This window comes from Phycisphaerales bacterium (assembly GCA_016716475.1).
Taxonomy (GTDB): domain Bacteria; phylum Planctomycetota; class Phycisphaerae; order UBA1845; family Fen-1342; genus JADJWG01.
Genome location: JADJWG010000004.1, coordinates 379,567 through 397,203 on the forward strand (window position 1 = coordinate 379,567; position 17,637 = coordinate 397,203).

The 17,637-nt window shown below is 66.0% G+C and carries 19 protein-coding genes; 5 read left to right on the forward strand and 14 right to left on the reverse strand.

Annotation, left to right across the window (positions count from 1 at the left end; translation table 11 throughout):
- Positions 1 to 37 precede the first annotated feature (37 nt).
- The 11 genes from IPM18_15635 to IPM18_15685 all read right to left on the reverse strand — a co-directional run bounded on the left by IPM18_15635 (position 38) and on the right by IPM18_15685 (position 7,181).
- Positions 38 to 241, reverse strand: coding sequence for a hypothetical protein (locus IPM18_15635; protein ID MBK9121012.1), 204 nt, complete (start codon positions 239 to 241; stop codon positions 38 to 40).
- Positions 238 to 711, reverse strand: a complete 474-nt coding sequence (locus IPM18_15640) for a hypothetical protein (GenBank protein ID MBK9121013.1) — start codon at positions 709 to 711, stop codon at positions 238 to 240. Before IPM18_15640 ends, IPM18_15635 begins: the two co-directional genes overlap by 4 nt.
- 178 nt (positions 712 to 889) lie before the next feature.
- Positions 890 to 1,195, reverse strand: a complete 306-nt coding sequence (locus tag IPM18_15645; GenBank protein ID MBK9121014.1) for a hypothetical protein — start codon at positions 1,193 to 1,195, stop codon at positions 890 to 892.
- A 115-nt stretch (positions 1,196 to 1,310) separates the two neighbouring features.
- Positions 1,311 to 1,601 (reverse strand): hypothetical protein, encoded by a 291-nt coding sequence (locus tag IPM18_15650; GenBank protein MBK9121015.1) that lies wholly within the window; start codon positions 1,599 to 1,601, stop codon positions 1,311 to 1,313.
- Positions 1,598 to 1,921: a hypothetical protein gene (locus IPM18_15655; protein ID MBK9121016.1), complete on the reverse strand. Its 324-nt coding sequence runs from the start codon at positions 1,919 to 1,921 to the stop codon at positions 1,598 to 1,600. Before IPM18_15655 ends, IPM18_15650 begins: the two co-directional genes overlap by 4 nt.
- A 25-nt stretch (positions 1,922 to 1,946) precedes the next feature.
- Entirely contained in the window at positions 1,947 to 2,399 is a 453-nt protein-coding gene (locus tag IPM18_15660; protein MBK9121017.1) for a DUF1320 family protein, read from the reverse strand.
- A 32-nt stretch (positions 2,400 to 2,431) separates the two neighbouring features.
- On the reverse strand, positions 2,432 to 3,361 hold the full coding sequence (locus IPM18_15665) for a Mu-like prophage major head subunit gpT family protein (protein ID MBK9121018.1): 930 nt from the start codon (positions 3,359 to 3,361) through the stop codon (positions 2,432 to 2,434).
- A 51-nt stretch (positions 3,362 to 3,412) separates the two neighbouring features.
- The gene (locus IPM18_15670; protein ID MBK9121019.1) at positions 3,413 to 4,150 is read right to left on the reverse strand and encodes a hypothetical protein; all 738 of its coding nucleotides are present in this window, start codon (positions 4,148 to 4,150) and stop codon (positions 3,413 to 3,415) included.
- Between the two features lie 58 nt (positions 4,151 to 4,208).
- The gene (locus tag IPM18_15675; GenBank protein MBK9121020.1) at positions 4,209 to 5,375 is read right to left on the reverse strand and encodes a hypothetical protein; all 1,167 of its coding nucleotides are present in this window, start codon (positions 5,373 to 5,375) and stop codon (positions 4,209 to 4,211) included.
- Positions 5,376 to 5,391: 16 nt separating this feature from the next.
- Complete coding sequence (locus IPM18_15680) at positions 5,392 to 5,892, reverse strand: GNAT family N-acetyltransferase (GenBank protein MBK9121021.1); 501 nt, start codon at positions 5,890 to 5,892, stop codon at positions 5,392 to 5,394.
- Positions 5,889 to 7,181, reverse strand: coding sequence for a DUF935 family protein (locus IPM18_15685; protein ID MBK9121022.1), 1,293 nt, complete (start codon positions 7,179 to 7,181; stop codon positions 5,889 to 5,891). The genes IPM18_15680 and IPM18_15685 overlap by 4 nt, the downstream gene beginning before the upstream one ends.
- Before the next feature lie 254 nt (positions 7,182 to 7,435).
- On the opposite strand from IPM18_15685, the gene IPM18_15690 reads away from it, so the two are divergent.
- The 3 genes from IPM18_15690 to ribF all read left to right on the forward strand — a co-directional run bounded on the left by IPM18_15690 (position 7,436) and on the right by ribF (position 10,540).
- Positions 7,436 to 7,954, forward strand: coding sequence for a hypothetical protein (locus IPM18_15690; GenBank protein ID MBK9121023.1), 519 nt, complete (start codon positions 7,436 to 7,438; stop codon positions 7,952 to 7,954).
- A gap of 187 nt (positions 7,955 to 8,141) precedes the next feature.
- Positions 8,142 to 9,419, forward strand: a complete 1,278-nt coding sequence (gene lysA / locus IPM18_15695; protein ID MBK9121024.1) for a diaminopimelate decarboxylase — start codon at positions 8,142 to 8,144, stop codon at positions 9,417 to 9,419.
- 128 nt (positions 9,420 to 9,547) lie between these two features.
- Positions 9,548 to 10,540, forward strand: a complete 993-nt coding sequence (gene ribF / locus IPM18_15700; GenBank protein MBK9121025.1) for a riboflavin biosynthesis protein RibF — start codon at positions 9,548 to 9,550, stop codon at positions 10,538 to 10,540.
- Positions 10,541 to 10,714: 174 nt separating this feature from the next.
- Here ribF and IPM18_15705 read toward each other — a convergent pair whose 3' ends face one another.
- Complete coding sequence (locus tag IPM18_15705) at positions 10,715 to 11,461, reverse strand: PEP-CTERM sorting domain-containing protein (protein MBK9121026.1); 747 nt, start codon at positions 11,459 to 11,461, stop codon at positions 10,715 to 10,717.
- Positions 11,462 to 11,988: 527 nt separating this feature from the next.
- Here IPM18_15705 and smc point away from each other — a divergent pair.
- Together smc and IPM18_15715 are read left to right on the forward strand one after the other, a co-directional pair.
- Positions 11,989 to 15,558: a chromosome segregation protein SMC gene (gene smc, locus IPM18_15710; GenBank protein MBK9121027.1), complete on the forward strand. Its 3,570-nt coding sequence runs from the start codon at positions 11,989 to 11,991 to the stop codon at positions 15,556 to 15,558.
- A 47-nt stretch (positions 15,559 to 15,605) separates the two neighbouring features.
- The gene (locus IPM18_15715) at positions 15,606 to 15,794 is read left to right on the forward strand and encodes a hypothetical protein (protein MBK9121028.1); all 189 of its coding nucleotides are present in this window, start codon (positions 15,606 to 15,608) and stop codon (positions 15,792 to 15,794) included.
- A gap of 303 nt (positions 15,795 to 16,097) precedes the next feature.
- Here IPM18_15715 and IPM18_15720 read toward each other — a convergent pair whose 3' ends face one another.
- Together IPM18_15720 and IPM18_15725 are read right to left on the reverse strand one after the other, a co-directional pair.
- Positions 16,098 to 16,862 carry a hypothetical protein gene (locus IPM18_15720; GenBank protein MBK9121029.1) on the reverse strand — a complete coding sequence of 255 codons (765 nt, stop codon included), beginning with the start codon at positions 16,860 to 16,862 and terminating at the stop codon, positions 16,098 to 16,100.
- Positions 16,863 to 16,982: 120 nt separating this feature from the next.
- Positions 16,983 to 17,483 carry a hypothetical protein gene (locus IPM18_15725; GenBank protein ID MBK9121030.1) on the reverse strand — a complete coding sequence of 167 codons (501 nt, stop codon included), beginning with the start codon at positions 17,481 to 17,483 and terminating at the stop codon, positions 16,983 to 16,985.
- Between the last annotated feature and the right edge of the window lie 154 nt (positions 17,484 to 17,637).

Sequence of the window (17,637 nt, forward strand, 5' to 3'; positions counted from 1 at the left end):
TGGCACGATGCCCGCACCAATTCGCACAAATCTGGCGCTATTTCCGTCCCGCATCTTCGTGCGCGATCCCCAGGATCAGCGCCACCCCCACACCGAGTACGGTCGTGATCGTCTCCTCGCTCAGGATGAGCCCCGCCTGCATCGCGTAGGCGACGACCACCGTCGCCACCGCGACCTGCACCTTGCGGCTTTGCAGCGGCCAGAGCCAGCGGCGCCAACCGGTCGGAGTCTGCGTGTTCATGGCATGATCCTTTCGTTCTCAGCGTCGGGGGCCGTGACGAGTGACCGGCCGGCGTACGCCGCGGCGGCGGCGCGGGCGCGGTCGACCTTGGCCATCAGGTTCTTCCACAGGAGGTCGACGATGGATTGCTGCGCGGCGAGCTGAGCGTCGACACCGGCGATGCGCAGCGCCTGGGCCCGCTCGTGCTGAAGCGCCCAGAACTCGACGAGGTCGCGCTCGTTCCAGGCGTCATTCAGCGCCGCGAACTGCTCGGGCGAGAGCCGCTCCCCGCCCGCTTCGAGCCGCCGCGCGAGGTCGCGGAACAGCAGGATGCGCAGCCCGTCGTGCTGGCGCTCGAAGACGGCGTGCTGGATGTCATCCGCGCGGCGCTGCGTGTCGAGCGCGATGCGCACCGACTCGCGTGTACAGGCGGGGAGCGTGGCGAGGAGGCCGAGGACGGCGGCCAGGGCGGTGAGTTGCTGATGGGCCAAGACCCCCCTGTGGTCCCCCCTGTGAGGGGGGACGGTGGTGGTGCGCGGGGGGACGGTGGTGGTGCGCGGGGGGACGGTCGTGGTGCGCGGGGGGACGGTGGTGGTGCGCGGGGGACGGTCGTGGTGCGCGGGGGGACGGTGGTGGTGAGCGGGGGGACGGCTGCTTTCAGTGTTTGCATCACAGTCCACCTCCCAGCAAGGCCATCAGCTTGAGCGCGCACAGCAGGCCGTCGGTCCATTTCTCCGCAGCGATCGCTTCGTTCAACTGCCGGCTGGTGGCGCGCAGTTCGCCGATGCCGATCCAGCCGCCGGCCGGCGCGGTGCGGTCGAGGGCTGCCGCGGTGTAATCGCGTGGCGCCGGTGTTTGCGTGGCTTCGACACGCTCGGCCTCGATCAGCAGGGCGTCGATGATGTGGCGGGCCGCCGACACGAACGCGCGGGCAGACTGCGCGTCGATCTGCGGCAGGAGCGAGGCGAGATTCATGGGATTCTCCTTGGGGGGAAAGAGGTGGCCAGCGGGACGGGTCATGCGGGTGGGATGCCCACACTCCCCGCCCTTTCAGGGAGGGGTTGGGGGAGGATGGGCCGGCGCTACGGCTTCAATCCACCTGCAATTCGCCCAACTCGCGGGCGATGCGTTCCCACCATTCGCGTTCAATCGTGCGGTGGGCCTGTAACTCGTCGCGCAGCGTCGTGAGGGCGGCTGTATTGGTCTGCACGATGTCGAGCAGGTTGCGGTTGAGGTCGGCGAGTTGCCGGGCGTATTGCAGTGCATCGTGGAGGCCGTCAACCGTACGGACCCGGTCCTGCCGCTCCAGCCACCACATGATGAACAGCAAGCCGGCAATCCCGAGCGAGGGGAGCTGCGCGAGCAGGTCGGCCGGGATCATGATGCGTACTCGTACCAGACCAGCAGTGACAACTGCAGCGTGGGTCCGCCGGAAACGACGCGCGCGACCAGTGCCTCCCCCGGACCGGTGACGAAAGCGTGCCGGCGGCCGAGTGTCAGTAAGAAGCTGCGCATCCCGTCGACGTACACGGCGGGCATCAGTACCCGGGGTTCACCGCCGGGATCTGCAAGCAACTGCACGCTGGCCTGGTCGTGGGTGGAAACCAGCAGGCCCAGCGCCCGCACGGCGCGGCCGGGCTGCGGTGGTGCCAGCTCGAAGTGATCGTCGGTGGTGGCAAAGGTAGCATGGACAGTCTTCATGGTGATTCTCGCATGCGGAGCCCATCTACAGGCCGGACAATTCCTCGGCGGTCAGCGTGCGCGGCGGCGCGTGGTGTCGGGGCGCCGTCCGATTTGCGGCGGGTGGGGCCGTGGTGCTTGCCGCCGGCAGGGGCAAGCGTCCACTGGCGATGTCTTCGAACCAGCGTATCGCGGCCGCGTAGTTAGCCGTGATGCGTTGGGGCGGACTGCTGACGAAAGGGGAGGACTGCCACGCGTGGTACTCTGCAAGGTCGAGCACGCGCGTGGTGACGATGAACGCTAGCTCCGGACTCGTGGCCAGGGGGAGCGGCACAGCGTAGCGCTGTGCAAAATAACCGTCGGCGACCGCGGCGGCGCCGGCGATGATTGCGGCGGCTACGCCGTGATCCGGAACGGCACCGTTGACGCGATCCGTCAGCCGGGCGTAGAGCGTGGAGCCAAGACGTCCAGCAAGCTGGTCAGTGGTGATGTAGCTCATGGTGGACCTCACCTGTACGCCGGGTAAGAGGGTCAGGCGAACGTGACGAGGCACGCGTCCTGCCAGAAGCCATAGCCCGCCGCGTGAATGGCCTTCACGCCGTACTGGTGCTGGTTTTCGTTGACTTCGAGTTCGCTGCCCTCGGCCAGCACCTGCACCTGCACGGGCAGTTCTTCCTGGAAGATGAACGGACGTGAAGAACCATCCGTGCGGAAAATGACGAAACGGTCGGTCCAGGTGAGCCGCGGGTTCGCCACCCAGGTGACACGGAACGGTTCCCCCTGGGCGAGTGGATTGCTGGTTGCGGCGACGGTCCGGCCCGACAACGCGACGAGTGTCGGCGAGAGGAACGGCATCGGCACCATGACGAGGAATTCGCGTGCGCCGTCGTGCAGCGGTTCACCCTGGTCATCGCGGAAGCTCAGAATCCGGGCGATGCCTGCCACGATCGCTTCGTACAACTCCTGGTCGGTGGGGGCCGTCGGTGCGGTGGCCTGCGCGGTGAGCAGGTTGCTCTGGTTGCCCGAGTCGCCCTCGGCGTGCTGGCCGTCGAAGAACGGCCGGCCGTCGTAACCCGCTGCCCCGGTCCCCTCGGCGATGAGTTGCGTGAGCAGGCGGTTGGGGTGCGTGGCGACGCGCCGTGCGAGATCGTTGATGCGGATGAGCAGTTGGCCGGTCTTGTCGCGGCGCAGCTCATCGGCGTCGACGCGAATCGTCGCTTCCCAAGTCTTGTTGACGATGGTGACGCCGCGACTGCGCAGCGGGCGCACCTGCCGGCCGCCGACCCATTCGCGGACCTGCGGTACCATACCGAGCCAGCGGTAGGTCTCGCTGGCCTGGTTGCTGGCGAAGTGCAGGGCCAGTTTCGTCCACCAGGCGCTGGTGGCGAACTCCTCGAGTCGACGATAGAACCGTCCGACGACGGCGCGGGAGGTGAGACCGGTGGAATTCAAAACACTCATGCAAATACTCCTTGAGTAGCGAGTCTGCGTACGCCGCGCGCTGGCAGCGCACTACGACAGGTCGCGACCGATGATGGACCAGCCCGTCCCAGTACACATCAGAACGACCGCGTCATGGGCGGCATCCACGCCGGCAAAGGTCGCAGCGCCGTTGATGGTTTCCGACAGGTGCCCGTCGAGTGTCACGGCGTTTGCGTTCGCCGTGAGCTTCACCACGCGGATCCACGCACCGGGCAGGGCGGTGGCGACCGGCGGCAGCGTGAGCGTGCGGGCGGTCGTATTGCTCACGAGCAGGGTGCGGTTGAGGTGATCGCGCGTGAGGGTGGCGTGTTCATCGCCAATCGCGACCACGGGTGCGTTTTCAAAGAGGCCTCCGAGCAGGGCGTGGGGCTGGCAACGCACCCGCAGGAGATCACCCCCTTCGTATGCGACGATGCGTCCGATGCGTGAATGGCCCGTTGGTGTGAGGGTCAGCGTGTCATCGGCACTCGCGTAGACGGTGCTGCCGACATGGGTGGCGACGGCTCCGGCGAGCGCGTGCACGATGTCGATCGCCTGGTGCAGCCGGACGCGCAGCGCCCCGGCGGCGTGCCCTGGGCCCGTGTTGTCGACTTCCGCGTAAGCGATTCCGACGAAGATGTCGCCCGCGACCAGCGGGCGCGCCAGTCCGGTCTCGCCGGTACGGCCGACGAAGGCGCCCTTGTGAATGTGTACGTTGTCGGCGACGGGTAACTCCGGAAGTTCCTGTGAGGCGTAACTTGGCACGTCACGATTCGCGGTAAGTGGCATAACGATTTCTCCAACTGGGTCGACCTGGGCACCACGATGCCAGTTCGACGGGCGCAGATCAGAATGCGGAACCGGCTACCCGGCCCGCGGCAGCGGCGCGCTCAAAGGCGGCGAGGTCTTCGTCGGTCAGGTCGTGGAAATTCCCAATCCGGGCTTCGGCCTGTGGCACGCGCGGCGTGACCCGTCCGTGTTCGTCCACGGCCAGAACCCGGCCGGGCGGCAGGATCACCGGGGCACGCGACAGGCGCGCCTCGGTATCGGCAGGATCACGCAGGAAGTCGGCCCGCCAGTCCATGCTCGTACCTTCCGTGATCTTGCCCAGGCGCAGGCCTCGCTCGACGAAAGTGTCGGCTTCCTGGGCGGCGAGTTGTGCCTGCAGGCGCTGAATTTCGGACTGCGCGGCGTTGAGTTCCACTGCGGTAAGCGCACTGGGGGCCACTGCTTCCGGAGTGGTTGTTGGCTCCAGGGGCAGCGCCTCCTCAGTGGGTGCCGTGTCGGTGTGTCTGTCCGGGGAACTCTCGTCGGTGTGTGTGCGGAGAGCCGCGGCGCTGCCCGCCGCCAGTGGCTGCACGCCGTGCATCGCCGGGTCGTTGGTCAGCGCGACCGGTCCCAGTGCCGCGACATCGGTGTGGTCTTCATCCGTCCAGAATATGACAGGTGAGTAGTAGCGGTACTCACCGCTACGGAGTAATTCGCCGGCGCGTGCTGTCCATGTGACCTCCACGGCCCACAGTCCATCAGCCCGCACCTCGAGCCCGCCGATCCAGCCCGCCGCGGGTCGCAGCCCATCCGACCGGGTATTGCAGCGGTCGAAGGTCTGGTGCTCGTAGTCGATGGCGAGCTTGCGACCCATGCGTTCGAACCAGCGGTGTGCGCTCGCGGCATGGTTGGGGGTGAAGACGAAGCTCTCCCCGGCGATGGGGCGCTCGACCGTCACTTCGCCAAAGGGGATCAGCAGGAACTCGCGGGCCGGTTCGCCGCCGGCGGTTGCGAGCGCCGTCGCGACCAGGCGCGAGCGGGGCGGCAGCGCAGCACGGACGAGCATCACCGCGTCGAGGCGGGTTGTCACGTCTTGCAGGAGATCGCGCAGGCGGTCGAGCCGGCCGGCGAGGTTCGCGCTCGCGAGCGCCAGCGCCTGGCGTAGCTGGTCGATGATCCGGGCTTCCACGTAAGGACCGAGCGGAAGTGGTGCGGAATCGTGATGGGGGGGGCGTGGCACCTTCATCGGGGTCCTCCCTGAATCAATGGGTTTGTGTGTGGAAAGGTATGCCTGTGGCCTGCGGCCGCCGGAAAATGACGATGTTGCCTTTGCGGTTGCGTTCGCCGGTCGGGTGGAACCCAAGCCGCCGATAGAAGCCGCTGGGATCGCCGCTGGAGATATCGAGCTTCGCGCGGGCTTCGGCTGCGCCGCTGCCGTTGACCAGCGCCCGCCCGATACCGAGCCCACGATACGCCGGGTGCACCAGGGCGTTCACGAGGCGCGAACCGCGCGTCAGGATGGCGACCCCGACCAGCACGTCGGCCAAAGTGGCGAGGAGGAGGGTGTGCCGCCGACTGCACAGCATGTCGCGGAGTTGTCCGCGGCGCAGGAAGTAGTCGCGGCGCAGCAGCGTATCGAAGAAGAAGCCAAGTGCCTCGGCGTCGCGGGGTGTGGCGGAGCGGATACGCAGCTCCCGTTCCGCCTCGGGGGTGGTGTACGGCGATGCCGGGTAGCGCGCCGTGGATGGCAAGTTGCGTTTCATGGTTCTCTCCCCGGGATGGTGGCTTCACCGACTTGCGGTGCCGGAATGCCCAGCGCCTGGTAGGCCCAGCGCTGCGGTACCGGCAGACCAAGCCGTTCGACGGCTGTTGCAAGCGTTTCGCACAATTGGCGCGTGTCGATCGTCTGTACCAGCGCCCGGCGGAAGTGTGGAACCGGCGTGCCATCACCGAAGCGTGCCCGCACCAGGGGTGCCAGCAAGTCACGCCGCAACGTGGCCGCTTCGTCTGCCAGGTCGGCCGCGAGCAGATCCTCGCGCACACGGTCATGCACTTCGGCGGTCGCTCGTGAACCGATAGCGCGCAGATCGGTGGTGAGGTGCTGCCCAAGCCACAGGATTGTGACCTCGGTGTTGCAGTATTCCTGCAATGGGGCGTAGGGTCGATCCGCGCCGCGGGCGGCTTCAACAAACTTGAGTTCGACCCCCTTGTTGACCACGGCGACCGCGTCGCTGTTGAGGGCCTGGAGCATCTGGAGCAGGCGCTGCTGTTCTGCTTCCGACGTACCCTGGTCGAACTGTGCGATGCGCACCGGCATGCCGGCGATCTGCGAGTAGATCAGCCAGTCCTTGAAGCTGAGATTCTGCGCCAGGAACAGCAGCGCCGACACCCGCAACAAGCCATTGTCGAAGCGCCGTCCGGGCATCTGCTGCGGCTGATGAACGATCCATTTCGACGGGTGACGGTCGAGAGCCACACCGTCCAGCGGATGTTCGTCCGTGAGAACGCGCAGACGCCACGGCGCGGCGTGATCCGACAGTAGTCGCGTGGCGGGTACGGGAACGATGTCCATGAGCCGACCACGCTCCCACACCAGTTCCGCCAGTGCGAGGCCGTAGCCCGTCGCGGTTGCCAGGTGGTCCAGGACCGCTGGCAGGTTGGTGAGCTGTCGCAGTACCGTGCGACAGTAGTCCGCGGCGGCGGTGGCCTGCGACCGGTTACGTACCGGGGTGGCGTCCTCATCCGGGGCCATGTCCCAGTCGAGCCCGGTCAGGGCGAGACGTCGTGTACGTTCTACCGCTGCGAGCCGGGGCCACTTCTGAAGCATTTCGGCGAAGAGCTCAAACTGGGCCCGGGGCTGGCCGGCGTCGGCACCCTGGAGGATGGCCCGAAGTTGTGCGGGCGCCAGGCCGATCGTGGGATACTGGCGGTTGAAGTCGGCCCGCAGTGGCCGGCCGGAAGTTGAGACGCGCCGCCGCCGGACCTCGGGGAGGAGGGACCCGAGGGAGCGGAGGACGGCGGCGACGCGGGAGGTGGGCGGTGCAGGCGACACGCGAAATTCTCCTGGGGGTCCGGCGTTCGGGGCCGCGTACCCACAGTAAGAATATTCGTAATTTGTTAGGTATGCTAGAAAGTCGCCTGCGTGGCGGCGGGTGGGTGGTACGGAGCGGCTACGCCCGTTCACGGACGGATTCTGTCCCGGCCGCGTTCGGCCCCAGCCCTGCCCGCCGAAACGCCGATGAAAGGGGTATGATGTCGATACCGACAGACGTGCGTGGCATCCAACCCAGGCGGTAGAGTGCAGCCATGAGCACCGTTCCCATGGATGAGCGGCAACGCGAGACGCGCGAACGCGTTGTCCAGCAGCAGTTATCAAGGCGCCGGTGGCGCGTGGTGCGCGGAGTGCTGGTGTTCTGCGTGCTTTCGGCGGCGATGCTCACCATGGCGCTGATCAATCGCGAGCAGGAAGCGATTGTCACCTGCGAGAGCCGGTTGCGTGAAGCCCAGCAGATCTATGCCGAGATTGCGGCGCTGCCTGACCGCCCGCTGGCTGAGCCGTCGGACCTGGGCGTACTGGGCGAGGATTACCTCAACTGGTGGGCCCGCGAGATTGTGGGGAACTGGCGCTACGACAGCCAGGCGATCTCCGCGGGCACATCCTGGGCGGCGGCCTGCAATGGCCACATCGGGCTCTTCGGACCCTCCTTGCGGCACGTCCTCATTTATGAGAGCCGCTCCCGAACGTATCGGATCGTGACCCTGAGCGAGAGCGAATTTCGTGAACGCGGGAGCACGTTCGGGTTCGAAGTGGCCGCGAACCCCTGATCCTACTGGTCTGCCGCCGACCCGACTCTACTCTCCTTCGGACGTTGCCACGGCGTCGGTCCGCCCCAACAATGACGCAGTTGCCGGCCCTGACCGGCACCGGCCGCGGGCCGTACCCGCACCGAAGCGACTCGACAACCAGCACGACGCCTGACCGGAGATGGCGGCGGCGTGGGAGCTAGCCCTGATGAACTTGTTTACCTACCGCGGTGGGAACCTGCAGGTGGAGGGCCTGCCCGTAGCGGACTTGGCGGTCCGTTTTGGAACGCCGGCATACCTGTACTCGGCGGGAACGCTACGGACTCATTACGAGCGCCTCGCGACGGCGTTTCGTCCGCTCGAACCATTGATCTGTTACTCGGTGAAGTGCTGCTCGAACCTGCACATTCTGAAGCTGCTCGCCGCCTGCGGCAGCGGCTTTGATGTGGTCAGCGGCGGCGAGCTGTTCCGGGCCCTCCGCGCAGGTGCGCCTGCGGAGAAGATCGTGTTCGCCGGCGTTGGTAAGAGTACCGACGAGCTCGAGGAGGCCCTGCGCGCCGGGGTCGGCATGCTCAATGTCGAGTCGGCCTCAGAGCTTGAACAACTGGCCGACGTCGCGACCCGCCTCGGACTGCCGCTCCGCGTCGCGATCCGGATCGTTCCCGAGGTCGATGCCAAGACCCATTCCTACACGACCACCGGTACGCGGCAGAACAAGTTCGGCGTTACCATCGAGGAGACGCGGACGCTTTTCGAGCGTTTCGGCCGCCATCGGCAGCTCACGCTCTGTGGTCTGCACATCCACATCGGCTCCCCGGTTTACGATCCGCAATCCTACGTGGCCGCGATCGAGCGCACCCTCGCGCTACGCGACGCACTCGCGCGGGCCGGGCATGCTGTGGACACCCTCGATATCGGTGGCGGCTACGGCGCCGAGTACAAGGGCGGCGAGTCGCCCGATGCTGCTGCTTATGCGGCGGCCATCCTCCCGTTGTTGCAGGGATCCGGGTTGAAGGTCGTCCTGGAGCCCGGGCGTGCGATTGCGGCCAACGCCGGGATCGTTGTGACGCGCGTGCTGCACGTGAAAGACACCGGCAGCCGCCGCTTCGTGATCACCGATGCATCCATGACCGAGTTGATCCGGCCGGCGCTCTACGGTGCCTACCATTTCATCTGGCCCGTGGCCGTCGGCGAGCACGTCCCGGCAAACTACGCGCCCGAACAGCCGTTTGAGGGACTCACGGTGTGCGACGTGGTTGGACCGGTCTGCGAGAGCGGCGACTTCCTCGCGAAGGACCGCGCTCTGCCGCCCGTGCGACGTGGCGACCTGCTCGCGGTCTTCACTGCCGGTGCCTATGCAATGACCATGGCGAGCCAGTACAACACGCGCCCGCGTGCCCCCGAGGTGCTTGTGGATGGAACCGAAGCGCGGCTGATTCGCCGGCGTGAGACGTACGAGGACCTGATTGCGCCAGAGTTGGTGTAGAAGGGTTCGACTATAGGCGGGGTCTGCGGGCCTGAATGGATGCGGGCAGAAGTGCGGGATTCTCGTCGCCTGTGCACGTCCAGCTTGATCACTCGGAGCGCGAACTCCTGTTGTCGCGGACCTGACCCATGACCATCCACGACGGCCTCGAACTGTTCAGCGCCCCGGCGGTGGGAACCGTCCTCACGATTGGTAATTTCGACGGTGTGCATCGCGGCCACGCGGCCCTGCTCGCAGCCGCACAGCGACTGGGGGCGGACACGGGCGCGCAGCCGCTCGTGGTGACATTCGACCGCCACCCCCTGGCAGTGCTGTCGCCGGAGCGCGTGCCACCGACGTTGACCACGCTGTCCGACAAGCTCGCCCTGCTGGCGCGCAATGACGTCGCCGATGTGCTCATCCTTCGTGCCGAGCCCGACCTGCTCGCTCTTTCCGCCGAGGACTTCCTCGCTGGGCTGGTTGCCCGGGCCCGTCCGCGGGTTTTCGTGGAGGGCCCCGATTTCAGTTTCGGCCGTGGTCGCGGCGGAAGCGTGGCGACCCTGAAGGCCTGTGCGGCACGCTGGGGCTACCGAGTGGAGGTGCTCCCGCCGGTACATTGCGAGCAACTGCCGACACAACCGCGTATTCACAGCTCGGCCGTGCGACAAGCGCTTTGGGAGGGGCGGATCGAAGACGCCACCGCGCTGCTGGGCCGTTTTCATCGCGTAGTCGGCGAAACGGTAGGTGGGGCCGGTCGCGGCCGTCACCTAGGTTTCGCCACGGCCAATCTCAGCGCGATTCCACAGATGCTGCCGCAGGAGGCCGTGTATGCCTGCATTGCGGAACTGGCGGACGGGCTGTGCAGCGCGGCGGCGGTCAATGTCGGGCCACAGCCCACCTTTGACCAGCCGGCGCTGCGCGTGGAGGCCCACCTGCTTGACTACAACGGCGACCTGCGTGGTCAACGGGTCGCGCTGCATTTCCTGCGACGTCTGCGTGGTCAGCAGAAGTTCGCGGGCACCAAGGAGCTGGTAGCACAGATCGAGCAGGATGTGGCGGAAACAGCGGCGGCTGCGGGGCAGGTGCTGGATATTCCTGTGATCCGGCAGGGGCTGCTGGTGACCGGACTGCCAATGGATTGAGCTGAGCGGGTGCTGTCGGTATGCACCGGGGCGGATACCCCCGGCACTCGGGCACACTGCCTGCGGGGTGACTGTCAAGGAAGGGGTGAGTCTTAGGGAATAATGAAAGAGGAGCCGGTCTTGCGACCGACTCCTCATGAAAAGGCTGGTGTCACCTGCTAGCGGAGTTGTCGCTTAGCGACGACGCAGGGCCAGGGCACCGAGGGCGATCAGCAGGAAGCTGGCCGGCTCAGGAACCACTTCCAGCGTCGCGCCCGAAACCACGAGGCCCGGGACGTCGATGTTGAACGCGGCGCCATCCTGGAACGGGCCGACGCTCAGCTCGCCACCGACACTGCGACCGAAGTCGAACGTCACGGCGCCGAGCAGGAAGTAGAACTCACGGGCGGCGCCGGCATTCGCGGCACCGACGCGCTGACGCATCGACGGGGCGGCGGCAGCGGTCGCACCACCACTGAGGCCCGCACCTTCGACACCGACGCCGACGAAGTCGTGCGTGACGAAGTCGTTGGTCGGGAAGGGCTGGTTGACGTCATAGTCCCAGCGGATCGTGCCGGACTCGGCCAGATCGTCGCCGGCGTACCAGATGCCGGTGATGCCGTCGGTGCCGCCATTGAGACGGACCGAAACGCCCAGACCCTGAATCTTAAAGGCCGCGGGGACAATACCCGTTACCTTCGCCCAGATGTACGCCCACTCGCCCTGGTTCACGATGTCGCCGGCGATCGGGCCATGCGCCCAATCCGAGACCGAGTAGTAAAGACTGTCGGTCTGCTCGCCCTGGGTCGGAAGAGCGGCGTTCGTCGCGTCGGACAGACCGTAGGGCTGCGCGCTGCTGGTGGCGTAGAACGACACGCTCGGCTGCGCCGTTGCGGCAGTCACGATGCCGAGCACTGCAATAAGTCCAAGTACCTTCTTCATAATCCCATTCTCCCAAAAAGTGCCAGTGGAGGTTTCTTTCCAGCCTCCGAGATCCAGATGGTGACGTGGGTGGGCTTCACCCTTTCCTCTCACGCTGTTAGTTATACCCCGGCCCATATCCGATTGCAAGCTTCAGCATTGCGAATTTTGCGCTACGACTCGGACCTTCGGTGGCCTGCAAACCTCTTTCAGTGCATGGTTTACGCTCGATAGGGCACGCATTATCCGACTTTGGGCCAACTCAAGATTGCGACCGGTGTACGGAGCGTCCAAGCGCGCCGACTTCAGGAGTGGCCGCTAATCAAGCTGCATCTCATTCATGTTCACAGCGTCAGTCCGGAAACGCGCTTCTGCGGAGCGCGAGCTATACGCATCCTCTTAACCCTCGGCAGGTCCGCAGTATGCTACGAGAAAAGCTTGCAGCGTCCCAGTGGTTGGCGTATAGTCGCCGATCAGCCGCAATATATAGTGGTCGCTGACCGACCCTTCGGACGGTTGGCGTGCGGTAGGACCGACAGGTAGTGCCGGTGTTTCTGAAGCGAATTGTCCTGAACGGCTTCAAAAGCTTCGCAGACCGAACCGAGTTCGAGTTCGGCGAGGGGATTACCGCGGTTGTAGGCCCGAACGGCTGCGGTAAGAGTAACGTGCTCGATGCCGTCCGCTGGGGGCTCGGCGAGCAGTCCGCCCGGACCCTCCGCGGCGGCAAGATGCAGGACATCATCTTCAGCGGTTCACGCTCCCGCAAGCCGGCTAACTTTGCCGAGGTTGAACTCGTCTTCGACAACCGTGGCCACATCCTTCGCCACGACGCGGAAGAAGTGGCGGTGGCGCGCACGCTCTACCGTAGCGGCGAGAGCGAGTATCGCATCAACGGCAAGGGCGCGCGCCTGCGTGATGTCCGGGAACTGCTGCTGGATACGGGTGTGGGGGTCGATGCTTATAGCGTGATTGCCCAGGGCAAAGTGGACCTGCTGCTCCAGTCCAATCCTGTCGAGCGGCGCGAAATCTTCGAAGAGGCCGCTGGCATCAGCCGTTACAAGGTCCGCCGGGTCGAGGCGCAGCGCAAGCTGGAACGCACCCAGAACAACCTGCTGCGGCTGCAGGACATCGTCGAGGAGCTTGAGAAGCGGTTGCGCAGTGTGCGTCTCGCCGCCGGCAAAGCGCGTAACTTCCAGGAATACGATCGGCAACTGCGGGAACTCCGGTCGTCGTACGCGCTGGCCGAGTTCCATGAGCTGGAGCAGGCCCGCGCGCAACTAGCGGATACCGTTGCGACCCGCGCGCAGGAGTTGCACTCCGAACGCGCGGCGCTTGTGGCCGAAGAGGCCGCCGTGGTGCGCGTCGAGTCCGAGCGCGATGCCCTTACACATCGGATCGAAGCGGAAGAAGCCGACTTGCGCGCGGCTCAGAACGCGCTCAGCACGCTCGCGGAGCGACTGGCGCAGATCGAGAAGCGGTTGCCGGAACTGGCGACCCTGAGGGAACGCCGGCAAAGACAGGCCGAGGATGCGGCCGCGCGTCTCGCCCAGCAGCGCGAGCGCATCGCGACAGAGCAGGCGAACTTTCGTCAACTCGAGGTGGTCGAGGAACAGGCGTCCGCGCGCGTCACTGCGCTCCAGGGAGAGCGGGCGGCGGCTGAACGGCGGGCGGGGGAGCGGCGCAGTGAATATGAGCAGGAGCGTGAAGCTGCGTTCGAAGCGGCGCGGCGCGGCGCGCTGCTGCAAAATGAGCAGGTCAACGCAACGCAGCAGCGGGCGCGTTTCGAAGCACAACTCGAACGCTTGGGGGCGCGCGCCCGGGATATCGAGCAGGAGCGCGGTGTACTGGCCGGGCGCCTGGCCGAGCTGGAGGAGCGCACGGCGCGACTCGACACCGAAATCGACGGGGTGCGGCGTGTGCTCAACAGCGAGGAGGGTGAGCTCGCCGCACTGCATGCCGAAGCCGAGCAGCTCGACGAGGAGATCACCAGTCTGAAAGAGGGGCGGAGTGCCACCCTGTCTCGGCTGAAACTGTTGGAAGACATGGAGCGGCGGCTGGAAGGCGTCGATCAGGGCACACGCGCTGTCCTCGGCTGGCGCGGGCATGTGGATCACAACGGCACCGTGGCCGGGCTCGTCGCGGACGTCCTGCGTATCGATGGCCCGCGCGTCGGCGCCTTGCAGGCGGTCCTTGCGACGATCGAGAACCACATTGTCGTGCGGGAGACCGCCGCGTTTCTGGCCGCGCTGGAGCGGCACGGGGGGGCCCCGGGTCCGGTGCGTGTCGTCGCGCTGGATCGACTGGGCCGGGAACCCGCGCGCATCGCCTACGACCACGCCCCCGGCTACATCGGACGAGCCGCTGATTGGGTGGACTGCGAAGCGTTGTATCGCCCGCTGGCGGAGCGGCTGCTGGGGCGTGTCTTTGTCGTGGAAACACCCGAAGACGCGCTGCGGCTGGCGCCGGAAGCGCCGGTCGGCAGCATCTTCGTTACCCTCGCCGGCGAGACCGTGGGAGCCGATGGTCGGCTGAGCTTCGGCACCTCCCGTGGTACGCTGGGGCTGATCAGCCGCAAGGCCGAGATTCGCCAACTGCAGGAGGAGCTCGAGTCACTCGAAACGCGCCTCGTACACCAAACCCGGCGTCGCATGGAACTCGACGCGGCCGTCTCGGACCTGCAACTGCGCAAGAGTGAGCGGCTTGAACAAATCGCGCGGCTGCAACGTGAGCACGCCGAGTCGCGGGGCGCGCTGGGCCGGGTCCACGAGGCCCGCGAGCGCCATGAGCGGGAGGCCCGGCTGCTGGCGGATGAGATGGGCGGGGTGCAGCGCTCGGCGCAGGAATTGCGGCAGCGCCTCACCGAGCTCGCCGCGGAAACCGCGACGACCGCCAAGGCCCAGCAGCAGCACGAAGCCCGCACGGCGGAACTGCTGGCCGCTGTACAGACCTTGGAGGGGGAGGTAGCCGGCCTGCAACAACAGTGTACCGAAGCGCTGGTGGCGCGCGGCCGGGCCGGGGAAAAGCGGTCGGCTGCGGCCGAAGCGCTGGCCGAATTGGAGGCGCAGGCGGACAACCTGGTGCAGGCGCAGGGGGCGGCCCGGCGCGAGGCCGATGAAGCGGCTTGGCAGATCAGCGCGGCAGAATCCGAGCGAGAAACGACGCAGGCGGCCCACCAGAAGCAGGAAGCGGAATGTGTCGTGCGGTCCGAACGGGTCGGGGCGCTACGGTCCGAGCGTGAGACGATTCGACTGGCGCTCGAGTCCCAGGTGACCGCAGTGCGCGGGCGCTATGCGCGGGTGGAGGAACTGGACGCGGCGCTCGGTGGCGAGCGCGTGCAGTTGCGTGAGTGCGAGGTGCGGAAGGAGGCCCTGACCACGCGCATCCGGGAGGAGCTCGAGATCGACCTCGCGAAGCAGTATGAGGGCTACGAGCACACCGAGCACGATTGGGCCGCGATCAAGGCGGAAATCGACGATTTGCGGGGGAAGATCGCACGGCTGGGCAACGTGAACCTCGACGCGCTGACCGAGCTGGAGGAACTCACGCCGCGTTACGAGCAGCTCGTCGCTCAGCGTGACGATCTCACGTATTCCATCGCGCAGCTCGAGCAGCTCATCACGGATCTCGACGACGAATCGCGGACGCGCTTCACGACGACCTTTGAGGAGATCCGAACGCACTTCGAAGAGATGTTCCGCAAACTTTTCGGCGGCGGAAAAGCCGATATCATTCTCGAGGATCCGACGCAGCCCCTGGAGTGCGGTATCGAGATCGTTGCACGACCACCGGGCAAGACGTCGCAGACGATCTCGCTGCTGAGTGGTGGCGAGAAGACGATGACGGCCGTCGCATTGGTCATGGCCGTCTTTCGCAGCCGGCCGTCGCCGTTCGCAATTCTGGATGAAGTGGACGCAGCCCTTGATGAAGCGAACACAGAACGCTTCAATGGGATCTTGCAGGAGTTCCTGTCGTACTCGCAGTTCGTCATCATCACGCACAGCAAGCAGACGATGGCCAGTGCGGATGTGCTGTACGGAGTTACGATGGAAGAGCCGGGCGTCAGCAAGCGCGTGAGCGTCCGGTTTGAAGATCGCGTACGAGCGCCCTCGGTGGCGTGAGTGTTACTGTTTCCGTTCCTGTTTCTTCTTTTGTGAGGAAAAGCGCCATGGCAAAGAAGAAAGCAGCCAAGAAGAAGGTGGCCAAGAAGAAGGCCGCCAAGAAGACCGCGAAGAAGAAGGCCGTAAAGAAGACGGCGAAGAAGAAGGCCGCCAAGAAGACGGCCAAGAAGAAGGCCGCCAAGAAGACCGCCAAGAAGCGCACAGTGAAGAAGGCGGCTGCCCCGCTCGGGCTGTAGGGCCTTCACGGCTGGCGGGCTCGCGCAGTGGACCTCGCGGCCGGGAGCGAAATCACGCCCGGCCGCCTGATCCGCGCAGTTCTCAAGCCCGCCCGGCTTTCTCGGAGCGTACGCTGGACCGCGACCGGCGGTTGACCCGATCGTGAAATCGGGCGACCCCGTGTCAGGTTCGGCGTACGCTTCGTGCATTTTCCCCGGGGCAGGTGGTCGCGGGAATTCCACACCGTTGCACTTGGCAGGTCCTGGTTGGGGGGAACCCGTTCCAGCCCCCATCGCGGGCACGGCCGGCCCGTCAGGCGCGGTTTACCGATTCGTTGCCAGAATCCGGATCAACCCGACCGTGCCGGCTACCACCAGACTCACGAGCAGCAGGAAGAGCAGCATACCGACTGCGAAGCTCAGGATCGGCCAGCTCGAGAGCACCACGTCGCGCGCCGCTGGCACGAGCGACGCGACAATCGCGATGATCAGTGCTGCAAGGAAGATGGCCCCGATCGTGCCACGGCGATTGTCGGCAAAGGGCGCCATCCGCACCGTCAGGCAGACCGCGAGATACAAAAACAGCGCCGTCGGCCAGTTCGGCAGATCGCTTTGCAGGATCGCGGTCACTACGCCTTCCACCAGCGTGATCGAGTGCCGCAGCAGATTCCAGAACCCCGGGCCCGACATGGGCAGTGTCTGGGTGACACTCAGCAAGGGATCCTGTGGTCCACGCGGGCCGAGCACGCCCGCGCCCCAGAAATGTGCTACCAGGTAGAGGCAGCCCGCGCACGCTACGAGCGGCAATAGGCCCACCAGGATCGGCCCGATGATCGGTAGCCGCGGCTGCTCGGGGGTATCCGCCTCGGGCGCGCCGCGCTCGTCGTCACCCATGAGTTTTGCGTTCTGGACGGAATTGCCGCTGAGTAGCAAACCCAACACATAGCCCAATTGCGCCACCAGCGTGCCCGGCAACAGCACCGAGTTGACCACCCGCGGCTTGATCAGCCCGCTCCAGAGATGATGCACCCCCCACGCAGTAAACACGATGACCAGCAGCCAGAAGGTCAGCGCCGCATAAAGATCCATCCGTTCCACCTCGCTCAGCGGCCGGTGCGGGGGGCTGGCCGTCCCTGGCCGCCCATCGTCCCGTGGCGTAATTATGACCGCGGCTGCGCGGGAATCCAATCGGCAGCCCCCGCCCCTCGACTATTCCGCCACCAGCGTAGTGCGAAGTTGTTCCAGGAGCCGGCTGCTGGCCGTGGTGATCGTGGGACCGACCGCTATCGGGGGGGCGGGTGCCGAGGTATTCAGCGTGGCGAAAAAGGCCTCGAGTCGTTGCAGGTAGAACCCGATGCGGTCAAGGAGCTTCGTGTCGAAGGTGACGTGTGGCTCGATAAGCAGTCGCGGCAGGTCGTAGGCAATTTTGTTGCGGTGGCGGCGGATCTCGTAGATTTCGTCGACGTGCAGGGGCTCCAGCACGCCCTGTGCTACCAGCCAGCGCAGTGAGGCCTGAAAGCGGCTGCGCGCGAGCGTCAGGACCTGTTGATCGTACTCCGGGTAGTTCCAGTCCACTTGCAGAAAGCAGTTGCGCACGCCGTCGACGACCGCGTTGCGCAGCAACTGGTACGAGGTCAGGAAGAGGGCGGTACGCACGAGGTTCGCGCGGACTACGTCCGGGGGCAACGGGTGGGTTTGGGCCTGGTCCATCAAACTTCCTCGAGCCGTGGCGCAATACGCAGTATCGCGCGCCACTGTCCGGCGGTCCACTGCGGCCGAAGACATTAGCACGCGGGAACGGGAGGGGTACGAAAACACGCCCGCAGGATTTCCGCCTGTGTGGGCCCGACCCGTGCAGCGGCCG

Bases quoted from the DNA above. Each gene is read 5' to 3' on its own strand.
- IPM18_15635 (MBK9121012.1), bottom strand. From the start codon at position 241: ATGAACACGCAGACTCCGACCGGTTGGCGCCGCTGGCTCTGGCCGCTG.
- IPM18_15645 (MBK9121014.1), bottom strand. From the start codon at position 1,195: ATGAATCTCGCCTCGCTCCTGCCGCAGATCGACGCGCAGTCTGCCCGC.
- IPM18_15650 (MBK9121015.1), bottom strand. From the start codon at position 1,601: ATGATCCCGGCCGACCTGCTCGCGCAGCTCCCCTCGCTCGGGATTGCC.
- IPM18_15655 (MBK9121016.1), bottom strand. From the start codon at position 1,921: ATGAAGACTGTCCATGCTACCTTTGCCACCACCGACGATCACTTCGAG.
- IPM18_15660 (MBK9121017.1), bottom strand. From the start codon at position 2,399: ATGAGCTACATCACCACTGACCAGCTTGCTGGACGTCTTGGCTCCACG.
- IPM18_15665 (MBK9121018.1), bottom strand. From the start codon at position 3,361: ATGAGTGTTTTGAATTCCACCGGTCTCACCTCCCGCGCCGTCGTCGGA.
- IPM18_15670 (MBK9121019.1), bottom strand. From the start codon at position 4,150: ATGCCACTTACCGCGAATCGTGACGTGCCAAGTTACGCCTCACAGGAA.
- IPM18_15675 (MBK9121020.1), bottom strand. From the start codon at position 5,375: ATGAAGGTGCCACGCCCCCCCCATCACGATTCCGCACCACTTCCGCTC.
- IPM18_15680 (MBK9121021.1), bottom strand. From the start codon at position 5,892: ATGAAACGCAACTTGCCATCCACGGCGCGCTACCCGGCATCGCCGTAC.
- IPM18_15690 (MBK9121023.1), top strand. From the start codon at position 7,436: ATGAGCACCGTTCCCATGGATGAGCGGCAACGCGAGACGCGCGAACGC.
- lysA (MBK9121024.1), top strand. From the start codon at position 8,142: ATGAACTTGTTTACCTACCGCGGTGGGAACCTGCAGGTGGAGGGCCTG.
- ribF (MBK9121025.1), top strand. From the start codon at position 9,548: ATGACCATCCACGACGGCCTCGAACTGTTCAGCGCCCCGGCGGTGGGA.
- IPM18_15705 (MBK9121026.1), bottom strand. From the start codon at position 11,461: ATGAAGAAGGTACTTGGACTTATTGCAGTGCTCGGCATCGTGACTGCC.
- IPM18_15715 (MBK9121028.1), top strand. From the start codon at position 15,606: ATGGCAAAGAAGAAAGCAGCCAAGAAGAAGGTGGCCAAGAAGAAGGCC.
- IPM18_15720 (MBK9121029.1), bottom strand. From the start codon at position 16,862: ATGGATCTTTATGCGGCGCTGACCTTCTGGCTGCTGGTCATCGTGTTT.
- IPM18_15725 (MBK9121030.1), bottom strand. From the start codon at position 17,483: ATGGACCAGGCCCAAACCCACCCGTTGCCCCCGGACGTAGTCCGCGCG.